The sequence below is a fragment of the Streptomyces sp. NPDC054770 genome (assembly GCF_053611985.1).
Genome location: NZ_JBSHBL010000141.1, coordinates 1 through 15,189, shown reverse-complemented (window position 1 = coordinate 15,189; position 15,189 = coordinate 1). Strand labels below are relative to the sequence as shown.

General features: G+C 71.1%; 12 protein-coding genes. 7 read left to right on the top strand and 5 right to left on the bottom strand.

Annotated elements, in window-relative coordinates; genetic code table 11:
- The 5 genes from ACWGKQ_RS50610 to ACWGKQ_RS50590 all read left to right on the top strand — a co-directional run.
- The coding region (locus ACWGKQ_RS50610; RefSeq protein WP_453298906.1) for an ATP-binding cassette domain-containing protein at positions 1-660 on the top strand (660 nt) is incomplete at its 5' end.
- On the top strand, positions 657-2,426 hold the full coding sequence (locus tag ACWGKQ_RS50605; RefSeq protein ID WP_453298905.1) for an ABC transporter ATP-binding protein: 1,770 nt from the start codon (positions 657-659) through the stop codon (positions 2,424-2,426). The genes ACWGKQ_RS50610 and ACWGKQ_RS50605, both read left to right, overlap by 4 nt.
- Before the next feature lie 300 nt (positions 2,427-2,726).
- On the top strand, positions 2,727-4,784 hold the full coding sequence (locus ACWGKQ_RS50600) for a M4 family metallopeptidase (protein ID WP_453298904.1): 2,058 nt from the start codon (positions 2,727-2,729) through the stop codon (positions 4,782-4,784).
- A gap of 250 nt (positions 4,785-5,034) precedes the next feature.
- Entirely contained in the window at positions 5,035-6,681 is a 1,647-nt protein-coding gene (locus tag ACWGKQ_RS50595; protein WP_453298903.1) for a M4 family metallopeptidase, read from the top strand.
- Positions 6,682-6,752: 71 nt separating this feature from the next.
- A complete protein-coding gene (locus tag ACWGKQ_RS50590; protein ID WP_453298902.1) occupies positions 6,753-7,268 on the top strand; it encodes a DUF1990 family protein in 516 nt (171 codons plus the stop codon).
- Between the two features lie 3 nt (positions 7,269-7,271).
- On the opposite strand, the gene ACWGKQ_RS50585 is transcribed toward ACWGKQ_RS50590, so the two are convergent.
- The 5 genes from ACWGKQ_RS50585 to ACWGKQ_RS50565 form a co-directional block, all read right to left on the bottom strand.
- Positions 7,272-7,658: a DUF6086 family protein gene (locus ACWGKQ_RS50585; protein ID WP_453298901.1), complete on the bottom strand. Its 387-nt coding sequence runs from the start codon at positions 7,656-7,658 to the stop codon at positions 7,272-7,274.
- Positions 7,655-8,146 carry a SitI3 family protein gene (locus ACWGKQ_RS50580; RefSeq protein ID WP_453298900.1) on the bottom strand — a complete coding sequence of 164 codons (492 nt, stop codon included), beginning with the start codon at positions 8,144-8,146 and terminating at the stop codon, positions 7,655-7,657. Before ACWGKQ_RS50580 ends, ACWGKQ_RS50585 begins: the two co-directional genes overlap by 4 nt.
- Positions 8,147-8,167: 21 nt before the next feature.
- Positions 8,168-9,598 carry a CdiA C-terminal domain-containing protein gene (locus ACWGKQ_RS50575; RefSeq protein ID WP_453298899.1) on the bottom strand — a complete coding sequence of 477 codons (1,431 nt, stop codon included), beginning with the start codon at positions 9,596-9,598 and terminating at the stop codon, positions 8,168-8,170.
- On the bottom strand, positions 9,595-9,915 hold the full coding sequence (locus ACWGKQ_RS50570) for a hypothetical protein (protein WP_453298898.1): 321 nt from the start codon (positions 9,913-9,915) through the stop codon (positions 9,595-9,597). Before ACWGKQ_RS50570 ends, ACWGKQ_RS50575 begins: the two co-directional genes overlap by 4 nt.
- A gap of 159 nt (positions 9,916-10,074) precedes the next feature.
- Positions 10,075-12,699 (bottom strand): glycosyltransferase family 1 protein, encoded by a 2,625-nt coding sequence (locus ACWGKQ_RS50565; RefSeq protein WP_453298897.1) that lies wholly within the window; start codon positions 12,697-12,699, stop codon positions 10,075-10,077.
- A 301-nt stretch (positions 12,700-13,000) separates the two neighbouring features.
- Here ACWGKQ_RS50565 and ACWGKQ_RS50560 point away from each other — a divergent pair, with 301 nt between their 5' ends.
- Both ACWGKQ_RS50560 and ACWGKQ_RS50555 read left to right on the top strand, forming a co-directional pair.
- Positions 13,001-14,215, top strand: coding sequence for a S8 family peptidase (locus tag ACWGKQ_RS50560; protein ID WP_453298896.1), 1,215 nt, complete (start codon positions 13,001-13,003; stop codon positions 14,213-14,215).
- 296 nt (positions 14,216-14,511) lie between these two features.
- Positions 14,512-15,189: maltotransferase domain-containing protein (locus tag ACWGKQ_RS50555; RefSeq protein ID WP_453298895.1), on the top strand; the 678-nt coding region annotated here is incomplete at its 3' end.

The following is a 15,189-nucleotide window of genomic DNA, read 5'->3' as shown; positions in this document are numbered from 1 at the left end:
ACCAACCCCCACACACCCACCGAAGCACCTCACGACGCCGACCACAACGCGCCCCAAAGAGGCGCGGGGCTGTGTCAAATCTGCGGCTGCCGCCGCGCGGGCACGACCAACCCCCACACACCCACCGAAGCACCTCACGACGCCGGCCACAACGCGCCCCAAAGGGGCGCGGGGAACTGCGCGACAAGCCCCCACTCGCCCGCACCCGCCACTCAACCGTCAGACCCACCCCCTGACGCGAAAGCAACCCAAGCCCTCCACGCGGCCGCGGCCGACGACATCGTCCAGGCCCTCCCCCACGGCCTCGACTCCGAACTCACCGCACAGGCCCGCAACCTCTCCGGCGGCCAACGCCAACGCATCCGGCTGGCCCGCGCCCTCCTCACCGACCCCGAGGTCCTCCTCGCCGTGGAGCCCACCTCCGCCCTCGACGCCCACACCGAGGCCCTCGTTGCGCAGCGCCTCCGCACCGCACGCGACGGCCGCACCACCCTCCTCACCACCACCTCCCCACTCCTGCTGACCCACGCCGACGAGGTGATCTTCCTGGTCGACGGCAAGGTCGCCGCGACCGGCACCCACGAGGCACTGCTGGAGTACGAACCCGGCTACCGCGCCCTCGTCGCCCGGGACACGGAAGAAGAGGAGGTCGCCAGGTGACGACGAGTCAACTCCCGGTCGCCGGCCGCGCCGACGTACGCCGGGCCACCCTCCGCCTGGTGAAGGCGGACCGCGGGGCCTTCGCCGCCGCCCTGCTGCTGAACGCGGCCGCGGCCGCCGCCGGCCTCGCCGGCCCCTGGCTGGTCGGCCGGATCGTGGACGAGGTACGGGCCGGCCGCGGCGTCGGCGCCGTGGACCACCTCGCCCGGTGGATCCTGCTCTGCTCCCTCGCCCAGCTGCTGCTCGCCCGCTCCGCCCGCTACCTCGGCCACCGCTTCGGCGAACGCACCCTGGCCCGGGTCCGCGAGGAGTTCGTGGACCGGGCGCTGGCGCTGCCCGCGTCGGTCGTGGAGCGGGCCGGCACCGGCGACCTGACCGCGCGCGGCACGGGCGACGTGAGCACCGTCGGCACCACCCTGCGGGACGTCGGGCCGGAGCTGCTGGTCAGCACGGTGCAGGCGCTGTTCGTGATGGGCGCGGTGTTCGTCCTCGATCCGCTGCTGGCCGTGTTCGGGGTGCTCGGGCTGACCCCGATCTGGTTCACGCTGCGCTGGTATCTGCGCCGGGCCCGGGACGGCTACCTCGCCGAGGGCGCCACCGCGTCCGGCGTCGCGGAGATCGTCACGGCGACGGTGGCGGGCGCCCGCACGGTGGAGGCGTTCCGGCTCCAGGAGCGGCGGATCACGGCGAGCCGGGACGCGCTGGAGACCAACCGGAAGGCCCGGTTCTACACCCTGTGGCTGCGGACCGTGTTCTTCCCGGCGGTCGAGGTGTCGTACACGGTGCCGGTGGCCGGGGTGCTGCTGGTCGGCGCGCTGCTGCACGCGGGCGTCGGCGTGGTGGTGTCGGCGGCGCTGTATCTGCGGCAGTTCACCGAACCGCTGGACCAGATTCTGATGCGGGTGGAGCAACTCCAGTCCAGCAGCGCCTCGTTCGCGCGGGTGGAGGGGCTGGCGCGGGCCCCGCGGGCGGCGGCGGACAACGCGGCGCCCGCTCCGGCGGACGACCGGATCGACGTGCGCGGGGTGCGGTACGCCTATGAGCGCGGCGGTGAGGTGCTGCGCGGGGTGGACCTCACGGTGCGGCCCGGGGAGCGGCTCGCGGTGGTCGGGCCGTCCGGCGCCGGGAAGACGACGCTGAGCCGGCTGCTGGCGGGCGTCGACGCGCCCGGGTCGGGCACGGTGACCGTGGGCGGGGTGCCGATCGCCGGGCTGGAACCGGAGCGGCTGCGCCGCCAGGTCGTCCTGGTCACCCAGGAGCACCACGTCTTCCTCGGCACGGTCCGGGACAACCTGCTGATCGCCGAACCGGCCGCGTCCGACGCCGACCTGTGGGCGGCGCTGACCGCCGTCGGCGCCGACGACTGGGTGCGCGGCCTGCCCGCCGGCCTCGACACCCTGCTCGGCACGGGCGGCACAGGCGGGGCGGGCGGCACGGGCGGTACGGCCGCCGACGGCTCCCGGGCCCAGCAGCTCGCGCTCGCCCGGGTGGTGCTGGCCGACCCGCACACGCTGATCCTGGACGAGGCGACCGCGCTGCTGGACCCGGCGACCGCGCGGCACACCGAGCGCGCCCTGGCCGCCGTGCTCGAAGGCCGTACGGTCATCGCCATCGCCCACCGGCTGCACACCGCCCATGACGCCGACCGGGTGGCCGTGATGGAGGACGGCCTCCTCACCGAACTCGGCACCCACGAGGAGCTGGTGGCGGCGGGCGGGGCGTACGCGGCGCTGTGGGCGACCTGGCACGGGGACACGGCTCCCTGAGCCTCCGTCACGCCCGGCACCCCCTCACCCCCCAATAATCCGCATACCGAACATGAACATCCGGTCAACGAACGATTTCCGGCCAAGTTCCTGACGCGGTCCTGACAGGTTGCGTTTTCTGCTGCCACTCTTCCCACGGCCGACTCACAGCAACCCCACAGATTCACCCCACCGCTGCTGCCGGGTCGGCACTGCACGCGCACATGGTTCCGCGTTACGCCCAGTTCTGCCCGGCCGGCCCACCCGCCGTCCGGATCTCCCCTGGCCGTGCGACCCGCGGCCACGCAGAAGGAGTCAGTGTTGAGAAGCAGTTCCTCTCGCAGACGCACCCCCCACAGCACCCCCCACAGCACGTACCGCCGCACCGCCGCGGTGGCCCTCGCGGGCGTCACCGCCCTGATCGCCGCGGCCGTCCAGTCGGGCGCCGCCAGCGCCGCCCCGGCCGCCCCCCAGGCCGGCCGGATCAACCCGGCCCACGCGGCCGTCAGGCTCTCCCCCTCGCAGCGCGCGGAACTGCTCCGCGACGCGAGCGGCGAACGGACCGCCACCGCCAAGGCGATAGGCCTCGGCGCCAAGGAGAAGCTGGTCGTCAAGGACGTCGTCAAGGACGCCGACGGCACCCTGCACACCCGCTACGAGCGCACCTACGCCGGTCTGCCGGTGCTCGGCGGCGACCTGATCGTCGACACCGCCAAGTCGGGCGCCACCGAGCGGATCATCAGGGCGAACAACGCCACGCTCAAGGTCGCCGACCTGACCCCGGCCAAGACCGCGTCGAGCGCCGAGAAGACCGCCCTCGCCGCCGCGAGGACGCTGGGCTCCACCAAGTCGGCCGCCGACGGCGCCCGCAAGGTGATCTGGGCCGGCCACGGCACCCCCGTCCTCGCCTACGAGACGATCGTCGGCGGCTTCCAGGACGACGGCACCCCCAACCAGCTGCACGTCATCACCGACGCCGCCACCGGCAAGAAGCTCTTCGAGTACCAGGGCATCGACACCGCGACCGGCACCGGCAACACGCAGTACAGCGGCACGGTCTCGCTGACGACGACCCAGTCGGGCTCGACGTACAACCTGACCGACGGCGACCGGGGCGGCCACAAGACGTACAACCTGAACCACGGCACCTCGGGCACCGGCACGCTGTTCTCGCAGTCGAGCAACACCTGGGGCAACGGCACCACGTCGAACGCCGCCACCGCGGGCGCCGACGCGCACTACGGGGCCGCCGAGACCTGGGACTTCTACAAGAACACCTTCGGCCGCAGCGGCATCAAGAACAACGGCGTCGGCGCCTACTCCCGCGTCCACTACGGCAACTCGTACGTGAACGCGTTCTGGGACGACAGCTGCTTCTGCATGACGTACGGCGACGGCTCCGGCAACGCGGACCCGCTGACCGCCCTCGACGTGGCCGGCCACGAGATGAGCCACGGCGTCACGTCGAACACGGCCGGCCTCAACTACACCGGTGAGTCCGGCGGGTTGAACGAGGCGACCTCCGACATCATGGGCACCGGCGTGGAGTTCTACGCGGCCAACTCCACCGACGTCGGCGACTACCTCATCGGCGAGAAGATCGACATCAACGGCGACGGCACCCCGCTGCGCTACATGGACAAGCCCAGCAAGGACGGCGGTTCGGCCGACTACTGGTCCTCGTCGGTCGGCGGCCTCGACGTGCACTACTCGTCCGGTGTGGCCAACCACTTCTTCTACCTGCTGAGCGAGGGCAGCGGCGCCAAGGTCATCAACGGCGTCAGCTACAACTCGCCCACGAAGGACGGCCTTCCGGTCACCGGCATCGGCCGGGACAAGGCGCTCCAGATCTGGTACCGGGCGCTCACCACCAAGTTCACCTCGACCACCAACTACGCGGCCGCCCGCACCGGCACCCTCGCGGCGGCGGGTGAGCTGTACGGCACCACGAGCACCGAGTACAAGGCGGTGCAGGACGCCTGGGCGGCCGTGGCGGTCGGCGCGCGCTCCGGCGGCGGTGGCGGTACGGGCACCTCGTACGAGAGCAACACGCCTGTGTCGATTCCGGACAACGGGCCCGCGGTCACCTCGTCGATCACGGTCTCCGGGCGGACCGGGAACGCACCGAACAACTTGCAGGTAACGCCGAATATCAGCCACACGTGGCGCGGCGACCTGGTGGTCGACCTCGTCGGTCCGTCCGGGACGTCGTACCGCCTGAAGAACTTCAGTTCGTCCGACTCGGCGGACAACGTGACGGACACCTACACGGTGAACGCCTCCTCGGAATCGGCCAATGGCACCTGGAAGTTGAAGGTCCAGGACCAGGCCGCACAGGACGTCGGCACCATCAACGGGTGGAAGCTGACCTTCCCGTAACCCCAGGTAATAGACGCGCGCCACGGGCGCCGTCCGGGGGGAGCCTCCCCTCGGACGGCGCCCGTTTTACATGGCCGCAACGTTCGCCCAACACCTGCTTTTCGGCCAACATCACTTCAGGGTCCTGACATGTACGCGACCTTGATGTCACTCTTCCTTCACCCGTCGCACAGCACAGCAACTTCACAACCCCACAGCCGGGCAGGTAACCCCACTCCGCCCGGACTCCCCACATCCTGAAGGAGCTTGAGTGAGCCCCCTCTACGCGCGTCACAAGCGCACCACGCTCGCCATCGCCACCGCTGTCGCCGCCGGCGCCCTCCTCACCACAGGTATGACCGCGAACGCCTCGGCCGCCGCCAAGCAGCCGCTGGCCGCCGCACCCACGCTGCTCTCCAACTCCGCCCGCACCGCCCTGATCCAGAAGGCGGACGCGAACGTCGCCGAGACGGCCAAGCAGATAGGCCTCGGCGCCAAGGAGAAGCTGGTCGTCAAGGACGTCGTGAAGGACGTCGACGGCACGGTCCACACGCGCTACGAGCGCACCTACGCGGGCCTGCCCGTCCTCGGCGGCGACATCGTCGTGCACACCTCCAAGGCCGGCAAGACCGAGGGCGTCACCAAGGCGACCAAGGCGACCATCAAGGTGGCCTCCCTGAAGCCGCAGCTCACCGTCGCCAAGGCGGAGAAGGCGGCCCTCACCGCCGCCAGGACGCTGGGCTCCGCCAAGTCCGCGGCCGACGGCGCCCGCAAGGTGATCTGGGCCGGCGACGGCAAGCCCGTCCTCGCCTACGAGACCATCGTCGGCGGCTTCCAGGACGACGGCACCCCCAACCAGCTGCACGTCATCACGGACGCGGCCACCGGCAAGAAGCTCTTCGAGTACCAGGGCATCGAGAACGCCACCGGCACCGGCAAGACCCTGTACTCCGGCACGGTCAGCCTCACCACCACGCTGTCGGGCTCGACGTACTCGCTGACCGACGCCTCCCGCGGCGGCCACAAGACGTACAACCTGAAGCACACCACCAGCTCCGGCACCGGCACCCTGTTCACCAACACCACCAACTCGTGGGGCACCGGCACCGCTTCCAGCTCCACCACCGACGTGACCGCGGCCGCCGACGCCGCCTACGGCGCGCAGGAGACCTGGGACTTCTACAAGAGCACCTTCGGCCGCAGCGGCATCAAGAACGACGGTGTCGGCGCCTACTCCCGCGTCCACTACGGCAGCTCGTACGTCAACGCGTTCTGGGACGACAGCTGCTTCTGCATGACCTACGGCGACGGCGCCAGCAACACCCACCCGCTGACCTCGCTGGACGTGGCCGGCCACGAGATGAGCCACGGCGTCACCGCCAACACCGCCGGTCTCAACTACAGCGGCGAGTCCGGCGGCCTCAACGAGGCCACCTCGGACATCTTCGGTACGGGCGTCGAGTTCTACGCGAACAACTCCTCCGACCCCGGTGACTACCTCATCGGCGAGAAACTCAACATCAACGGCGACGGCACCCCGCTGCGCTACATGGACCAGCCCAGCAAGGACGGCGGCTCCGCCAACTACTGGTCCTCCTCGGTCGGCAACCTCGACGTGCACTACTCGTCCGGCGTCGCCAACCACTTCTTCTACCTGCTGTCCGAGGGCAGCGGCGCGAAGACGATCAACGGCGTCAGCTACAACTCGCCGACGTACAACGGCTCCACGGTCACCGGCATCGGCCGCGACAAGGCGCTCCAGATCTGGTACAAGGCGCTGACGACGTACTTCACGTCGACCACCAACTACAAGTCGGCCCGCACCGGCACGCTGTCCGCGGCGGCCGCGCTGTACGGCTCCGGCTCCACCGAGTACAACGCGGTGGCGGCGGCCTGGACGGCGGTCAACGTCAGCTGACCCCGCCCCCAGCAGCACAGGCGGGCCCCCGGGGAGAAGCCGTCCCGGGGGCCCGCCCTACGCTCTCTCCCATGTCCTTCACCTACGAGGCGGTCGGCGCCACTCGGGAGAACCTCGCCGCCTGCCCGCCGGGCTTCCACCCCCTGCACGTGCGCACGCGCATAGGCGAGGGCCAGGAAGTCTTCCACCGGGCCGCCGAGGCGGTCCTCACCTGGGAACTCCACCGCGCCCTGGGCGTGGGCATCGACGCCGCCGCCGACCGCGCGGCCCCCGGCGTCGACGTCACCGTCACCCTGGCCGGCCTCATCAAGGCCCCCTGCCGGATCGTCTGGACGGCCGAGGAGTCCCGCCGCGCCGGCTGGGCCTACGGCACCCTTGCCGGCCACCCCGAAAGCGGCGAGGAGGCCTTCGTGGTCGACCGCACGGGCGACGGCACGGTCTGGCTCACGGTCGCCGCCTTCAGCAAACCCGCCAAGTGGTACGCCCGCGCGGGCGGCGCGGCGACCCGGGGGTTGCAGCACGCGTACGCCCGCAGGTGCGGGGCGGTACTGCGGAGGCTGTGCGCAGGGGCGGAGCCGGAGTTCTGACGGTCAGACGTGCATCGCCCGCGCATGCTGGTCCCGCAACACCGCCCATGCCCGCTCCTGCTCAGGGCCGGGCATGGCGGGGGCGAGGTGGCCCGCGCGGTCGATGAGCACCAGCGCGGTCGCGATGAAGCCCAGGGACAGGGAGCGCAGGATTCCCTCGCGGGTGCCGCTGAACCGGCCGACGGCCGCGGCACAGAGCGCGCCGAAGTCCCGGAAGTCGATGGCACAGACCCCGTGATCAGGGTCACCGACCCCCGATGCGACGCCGAAGACCTGGGAGAAGACCTCGGCGGTGCCCACGAACGCCTGGGCGACCTCGACGTCCGGGCACCAGATGGTGCGGCCGGGCATGTCGGTCGCCTGGAATCCGATGCGCGGCGGCCGACTCATTCCGAGTCCATGCTGTGGGTCTCCCGGCGGAACGGCCCCCTCATCAAGGCCAGCCGCTGCGGCCGCCAGATGTCGTCCCTTTCGTTCAGGCTGAGTTCGCCGTTCCTGCGGAGCAGCCAGATCACCTCGAACTGGAAGTGCAGCACCGCGTCGCCGTCGATCCGCTCCAGCAACGGCGCCACCAGACGGATCATGTCGTCCTGCTGCTCCGCGACCTCGACCCCTTTGGCCATACGGAAGCCCACCCCGACCGTGGGCGTGAAACCGAGACCGGCGACGACGGGGTGCCATGGATGCGGCGGTTCCTGCCGGACGACGCTCACGCATGTCCCCAGCCGGCTGAGCGCGAACACCCCGCGCTCCGTCAGTCGTTCGGCCGTCACCGACGCGTCGAACACACCGGTCTCGGTGCCGACCTCGGCGAGACGCGAGGCGACCTCGGCGACGGCCGATCCCGTCGCGATGTCGAGGTCGAATTCGATTGCCATTGAGAAAATATCCCCTGATTCCTACGGATAGAGATGAACGACGTTTCCCGCGCGGTCGATCACCAGCACCTCTTTCAATCCCGCCTTCGGCCAGTCGTGGAACTGCTTCTGGAGGGCTCCGAGATCGGCATTGCTGTCTCCGAGGTTGAGGACGACGCGTTCCGTCTGTCCCTTGTCCACCTTCTTCTCGACAGCCGACCAGATGGAGCGGGGACTGCTGGCGGTCGGTGCGTAATTGTCGAAGATCTGACCCTCGATCCGGAAATCAGGCTTCGTGCCGTTCGGCATGGTACCCGGCGACTGTTCGACGTCGTACCCCTGCTTGGCGAGGGTCTCGGCGGAGTGCACCTCCCGGCCCTTGGCCCGGATCGTCTCCGCGTCGTCGTTCTTGCTCAGGGATTCCGGCTTCCCCCGCGGCTGGGCGTTCGGGTCCGGCTGCCCCGACGGCTTCGTCCGGTCCGCCTCCGCCGCGGGGTCCCAGTCACCGCCCCCGCCTCCGGAACCCTCGGACGTCATGTCGACCCGGTCCGGGCCCGTCGCGTCGTTGACGATGTTGGCGAGGCCGGCACCCGCCATGGACACTCCCACGGCTATCTGGGCCGCGGCGGCGACATTGATCGGGATGCCCAGGGCGGCTCCGATTCCGGTGGCGTCCAGCACCACACCGCCGGCCTCCTCGCCGAGGCCGCCGACGACCAGGGCGAGGCCGCCGAGGACGGAGAGCGTGGATCCGGTGTCATGCAGCATCGCGTTGCCGAGGGAGGCCAGGTCGGAGACCAGAACCTCGCCCGCGTCCTTGAGGAAGTCTCCGACGTCGGACGCGATCGAGTCGACGGTGTCGCCGAGCTTGTCCCACCCCGAGTCGTGCATGCCGTCGTGGGTGACGGCGCGATGGATGACCTCGGCTGCCTGCTTCGCGGCGTCGTCGCGTACGTCCTTGGCGTGCTGGAGCGCCGACTTGGCGTTCGAGAGATCGCCGGCCGCCTGGTCCCGCTGCCTGTTCAGCCGTACGCGCCGCGGGTCGTGGTCGGCCGTGTCCTTCGGCAGGCCCTGGATGCTCCGGAGCGCCGCCTCCTGGTCGGTGTGCGCGGCCTGCGCCGCCCTGAGGGCCTTGTCGGCAAGCTGCTGCGCGTGTTCGAGGGCGCTCGCCCAGTCGGCGGTGCTGCCGTCGACGACGCGCGTACCCATGGCGCTCGCGGCCTTGTCGTAGCGGTGGTAGGCCTTCCGCAGCGGCCCGACGGTGTCCTCGGCAGTGTCCCGGAAGGCGTCGGCCGCCTTGGATTTCCAGGACTCCACACCACACAGCGCCGCCACGTCACCCGCCTCGCGCCAGATGTCGTCGGCGACCTCGCGAAGCGACTGACCGAGCAGGGCTACGGCGTCCGGATCTCCCGGTACGGGGTCGCCGTCCTCGCCGAGCGTGCTCCACTCGTGAACGGGAGGCCGCCTCACTTCGGCCTGCGATCGCGCTCGGCCCGTCTGTCCTGTTCGCGCAGGGCCTGGGCGAGTTCCGTGTCGACGGCGTCGTACCCCTTGGCGGCCTCTGCCGTGATGACGCCGAGTTTGCGGATCTTCTCCGCAAGGTCCTTGCGATGGATCTTCCAGTTGTCGGCGAACTCGTCGAAGGCGCCGACGATACGCCGATCCCCGAGTTCCGCCAGGGAGAAATCCTCGGCCGGATTCGTACGGCTGGTGAAGTTGTCATAGATGCGCTGGAGCGCGCGCGAGCACTCGCGTATTCGCTTCGTGTCCGCCTTGAGGTCACTCATTGAAGTATCCGTCCCCCGCACGTCACTTCGTGTACATGGCGTCCCGTCACCGTAATGACGGGAGTTATGGGGTTGGCAAGGCGGTGGCTAGCGAAAGGCAAGCCATGAGCCAAGGGCGGGCAAAGATCGCCCGCCCTCGGGCGTCCCGTCGTCCCGGTGTCACCGCATGAGCACGCCGGCCCCCTCCACCGCGCTCTCCGAAGGAGCCGTCACCAGCCCCAGCTCCGCGCCGGACGCCAGCAGGCGGTGGGTCGGGAGGATGCGGACCGTGTAGCCGTAGGGGCCCGTGCGGTCCAGGGACAGGGGGCCCTCGTAGGTCCAGTGGCCCTCCAGGTCCGGGCCCGCGGTCGGTTTCAACGGCACCGTCGTCGCGTCCGTGATGCGGTCCTCCGGGTCTACCCGGCCGGAGACCGCCTGGACCTCCACGTCGTCGGGGGCGAGGTCGCCGAGGCGGACGCGGACCCGCAGGGCGAGGGTGGTGCCCAGTTCGGCGGTGGCCGTGGCGGTGGCCGTCTCGACGTGGTCCACCGAGACGCCGTGCCAGGCCGCCCGCACCCTGCCCTTCCAGGCGGACAGCTCCCGGGCCCGGTCCGGGGTCATGGACCGGTGGGCGTGGGCCGCCGGGGTGTAGAGGCGCTCCACGTACTCCCGGACCATGCGGCCGGCCAGCACCTTGGGGCCCAGCAGGGTCAGGGTCTGCCGGACCATCTCGATCCAGCGGTCCGGGAGTCCGCTGCGGCCGCGCTCGTAGAAGCGCGGGGTCACCCGCTGCTCCAGCAGGTCGTACAGCGCGGCGGCCTCGATGTCGTCCCGGCGGTCCGGGTCGGTGCCGGCGCCGTCCGCCGTCGGGATCGCCCAGCCGAAGTCCGGCTGGAACCATTCGTCCCACCAGCCGTCCAGGACGGACAGGTTGAGGCCGCCGTTGAGGGCCGCCTTCATCCCGCTCGTCCCGCACGCCTCCAGCGGGCGCAGCGGGTTGTTCAGCCAGATGTCACAGCCGGGCAGGAGCTTCTGCGCCATCGCCATGCCGTAGTCGGGCAGGAAGACGACGCGGTGCCGGACGCGCGGGTCGTCGGTGAACCGGACCAGCTCCTGGACCAGCCGCTTGCCGCCGTCGTCGGCCGGGTGCGCCTTGCCCGCCACCACGATCTGGATCGGCCGCTCGGGGTGGAGCAGCAGATCCATCAGCCGGTCGCGGTCGCGCAGCATGAGCGTGAGGCGCTTGTACGAGGGGACACGCCGGGCGAACCCTATGGTCAGCACGTCGGGGTCCAGGGCGCCGTCGATCCAGCCGAGTTCGGCGGTTCCGGCGCCGCGCTGCCGCCAGGACGCCCGCAGCCGCTCCCGCACCTCCAATACCAGCTGCTCCCGCAGGCTGCGGCGCAGCTCCCAGATCTCCTGGTCGGCGACGGAGGCGACCGCGTCCCAGCGCTCCGGGCCGCCGACGGTCAGCGCCTCCTCGGTACGGCGGTCGCCGAGCTGCCGGGCGCCCAGCCGGACCACCTCAGGAGCCACCCAGGTCGGGGCGTGCACGCCGTTGGTCACGGAGGTGATCGGCACCTCGTCCGGGTCGAATCCCGGCCACAGCCCGGAGAACATCTCCCGGCTGACGTTGCCGTGCAGCAGCGAGACCCCGTTGGCGCGCTGGGCGAGCCGCAGCCCCATCACGGCCATGTTGAAGAGGTTGGGCTCGCCGCCGGGGTAGGTCTCCATGCCGAGCCGCAGGATGTGCTCCACCCCGATGCCGGGGAGCTCGGCGTCGGCACCGAAGTGGTGGGCGACCAGCTCGCGGTCGAAGCGGTCGATGCCGGCCGGGACGGGCGTGTGGGTGGTGAACACGGTGCCCGCGCGGACCGCCTCCAGGGCCGCGTCGAAGTCCAGTCCGGCGGCGACCAGTTCGGCGATCCGCTCCAGGCCCAGGAACCCGGCGTGGCCCTCGTTGGTGTGGAACACCTCCGGCTCGGGGTGGCCGGTCAGCCGGCAGTACGTCCGTACGGCCCGCACACCCCCTATCCCGAGCAGCATCTCCTGGAGCAGCCGGTGCTCGCTGCCGCCGCCGTAGAGCCGGTCAGTGACCCCGCGTTCGCCGACGTCGTTCTCCTCGACGTCGGAGTCCAGCATCAGCAGCGGCACCCTGCCGACCTGGGCCAGCCAGATACGGGCGCGCAGCAGTCTGCCGCCGGGCAGCGCGAGGGAGATGTGCGCAGGGCTGCCGTCGGCCTCCTTCAGCAGCGCCACGGGAAGTTCGTTGGGGTCGAGGACGGGATAGTGCTCCTGCTGCCAGCCGTCCCGGGACAGGGACTGCCGGAAGTAGCCGTGCCGGTACAGCAGGCCGACGCCGATCAGCGGCACGCCGAGGTCACTGGCCGACTTGAGGTGGTCGCCGGCCAGGATGCCGAGGCCGCCGGAGTACTGCGGCAGGGCCGCCGTGATGCCGAACTCGGGCGAGAAGTAGGCGACGGCGGCCGGGAGTTCGGCCGACTGCGGACGGGTCTGGTACCAGCGGTCGCCGGTCACGTAGTCGCCCAGGTCGTCGGCGACCGCGGTCAGCCGGCGCAGGAACCGGCGGTCACCGGCCAGCTCGGCGAGCCGCGCCGGCGGCACACTGCCGAGCAGCCGCACCGGGTCGCCCTCCGAGGCGGCCCAGCGCTCGGGGTCGACGGCCTGGAAGAGGTCACGGGTCTCGGCGTGCCAGGACCAGCGCAGGTTACGGGCCAGGTCGCTGAGGGGGAGGAGGGGGTCGGGGAGAACGGGACGGACGGTGAACCGACGGATCGCCTTCACATTCCACCTCGTGCAGTTCGCAAGGGGAGCCGTACAACCCTGTGCGGCTCGGCGTCTGTCCGACAGTACCGGTGTGGGGGTGTCACTGGGGGCTGCCGCCCCCGGACCGCCGCTTCGGCCTGAACGGCCTCGTCCTCAAACGCCGGACGGGCTGGGACGTGGCGCAGACCGGCCTTCGTCCCAGGACACCCGACGGGCCGGGATGTGATGTCGGCCGGGCGTCGCCCGCGGAGGCCTTCTTGTCGGCTTTCGTCCCGTACGAGACCCTGCCCCCCTGAGCCGAGGAGGGGGACTCGCAGCCATGGCACTGATGTGTGTCCGGCGTCTGCGTGTGGTGGGGGGCTTGACCGCGGTCGTCACGGCCGCGGTGCTGTCGACGGCCACCCTGCCCGCGCACGCCGTACCGGAGGGGACCGTCGTGGACGCCGGCCGGGCCGGTTCGGTCGGCGGGAGTTATCTGGTGACGCTGAAGGAGGGGATCACGGGGGCGGCGGCGGCCGGGAGAGACGTCGCCGCCCGGTATGGGGCGAAAATAAGCCATACTTACGGCAGTGTGCTGAACGGCTACGCCGTCGAGGCGAGTGCGAGACAGGCCCGGCGGCTCGCCGCGGACCCGCGGGTCGCCGCCGTCGTCCAGGACAGCCGGGTGCGGCTGGCGGGCACCCGGGGCAACACCCAGAAGAACCCGCCGTCCTGGGGTCTGGACCGCGTCGACCAGGCGGCGCTGCCGCTCGACAGGTCGTACACCTCGCCGGGGTCGGCGGGCGCCGGCGTCACCGTGTACGTGATCGACACCGGTATCCGCATCACACAGGCCGACTTCGGCGGACGCGCGAGCTACGGCTGGGACTTCGTCGGGAACGACAGATCCGCCGGGGACGGCAACGGGCACGGCACCCATGTCGCCGGCATCATCGCCGGTACCCGGTACGGCGTCGCCAAGAAGGCGAGAGTCGTCTCCGTGCGGGTCCTGGACGACACCGGGGCGGGCACCACCGCCCAGGTCATCGCCGGTGTCGACTGGGTCACCGCGCACGCCCGCGGACCGGCGGTCGCCAACCTCAGCCTGGGCGGCTACCACAGCGCCCAGCTCGACACCGCCGTACGGAACTCGATCAGGGCCGGTGTGACCTACACGGTCGCCGCCGGCAACGACGGTCTCCCGGCCGCCCGCTACTCACCGGCCGACGTGCCGCAGGCCCTGACCGTCGGCGCCACCGACCGCGCCGACGCCCGCGCGGGCTTCTCCGACTACGGTGCCGCGGTGGACCTGTTCGCCCCGGGCGTGGCGATCACCTCGGACTCGGCCGCGAGCGACACCGGCCGGGCGACCTACTCGGGTACGTCGATGGCGGCACCGCACGTGGCGGGCGCCGCCGCCCTCTATCTCGCCGGGCATCGCGGGGCCACCCCGGCCCAGGTCGCCAAGGCCCTGATTGCGGGGGCGGCGAGCGGGAAGGTGTCGGGTGCGGGGCCGGGCTCGCCGAACAGACTCCTCCGGGTGCCGAGGCCGTAAGGCGGTTGCCGTGCAGCAGTTGTCGTGAAGCGGTTGCCGTAAAGCGGTTTCTGGTATGCGATCACGCCACCGGCCCCGTTCGTCGAGAACGGGGCCGGTCTTGTGCGTAGACATACGGCTGAGTAGTTAACAAAGTGCCGGATTGCCCACCCGATTAGGGTGGGAAGGCTCCTCCGGTACATCCCACAGACACAGCACCGACACCACCTAGCGGTACAACACCAGGTACACCCCCGCAGGCCCACCTCCCCACCATCCATCCGCCCACACCCTCGTTGCCGCGGACAGGAGCGGTCATGCCCGCCACGCACCATTCCTCAGCACCTCCGACCCGGCGCACGTCACCCGGCGCGCCACCCCCCGCGGACGAGGCCACCGCCGTCGGCCGCATACCCGTCCTCGACGTCCGCCCGCTGATCCAGCAGGGGCGCCGGCCCGCCAAGGCGGTCACCGGGGAGTCGTTCGAGGTCACCGCCACCGTGTTCCGCGAGGGCCATGACGCCGTCGCCGCCAACGTCGTACTGAAGGACCCGAAGGGCCGACCCGGTGCCTGGACCCCGATGCGGGAGCTGGCCCCCGGCACCGACCGCTGGGGCGCCACCGTGACCGTCGGCGGGAAACCGGGCCGCTGGACCTACCAGGTCGAGGCGTGGGGGGATCCGGTCACCACCTGGCGCCACCACGCGCAGATCAAGATACCGGCGGGCATCGACACCGATCTGGTCCTGGAGGAGGGCGCCCGGCTCTACGAACGGGCCGCCGCCGGGGTCCCGAAGGCAAAAAAACGGGAAATCCTGCTGACCGCGGTCGCCGCCCTCCGCGACGAGGAACGGCCCGCCCCCTGGCGCCTGGCCGCCGCCCTCACACCCGAGATCGACAAGGTGCTGGCGCGTCATCCGTTGCGGGAGCTGGTCACCGTCTCCGAGCCGCTGCCGCTGCTCGTCGAGCGTGAACGGGCCCTGTACGGCTCCTGG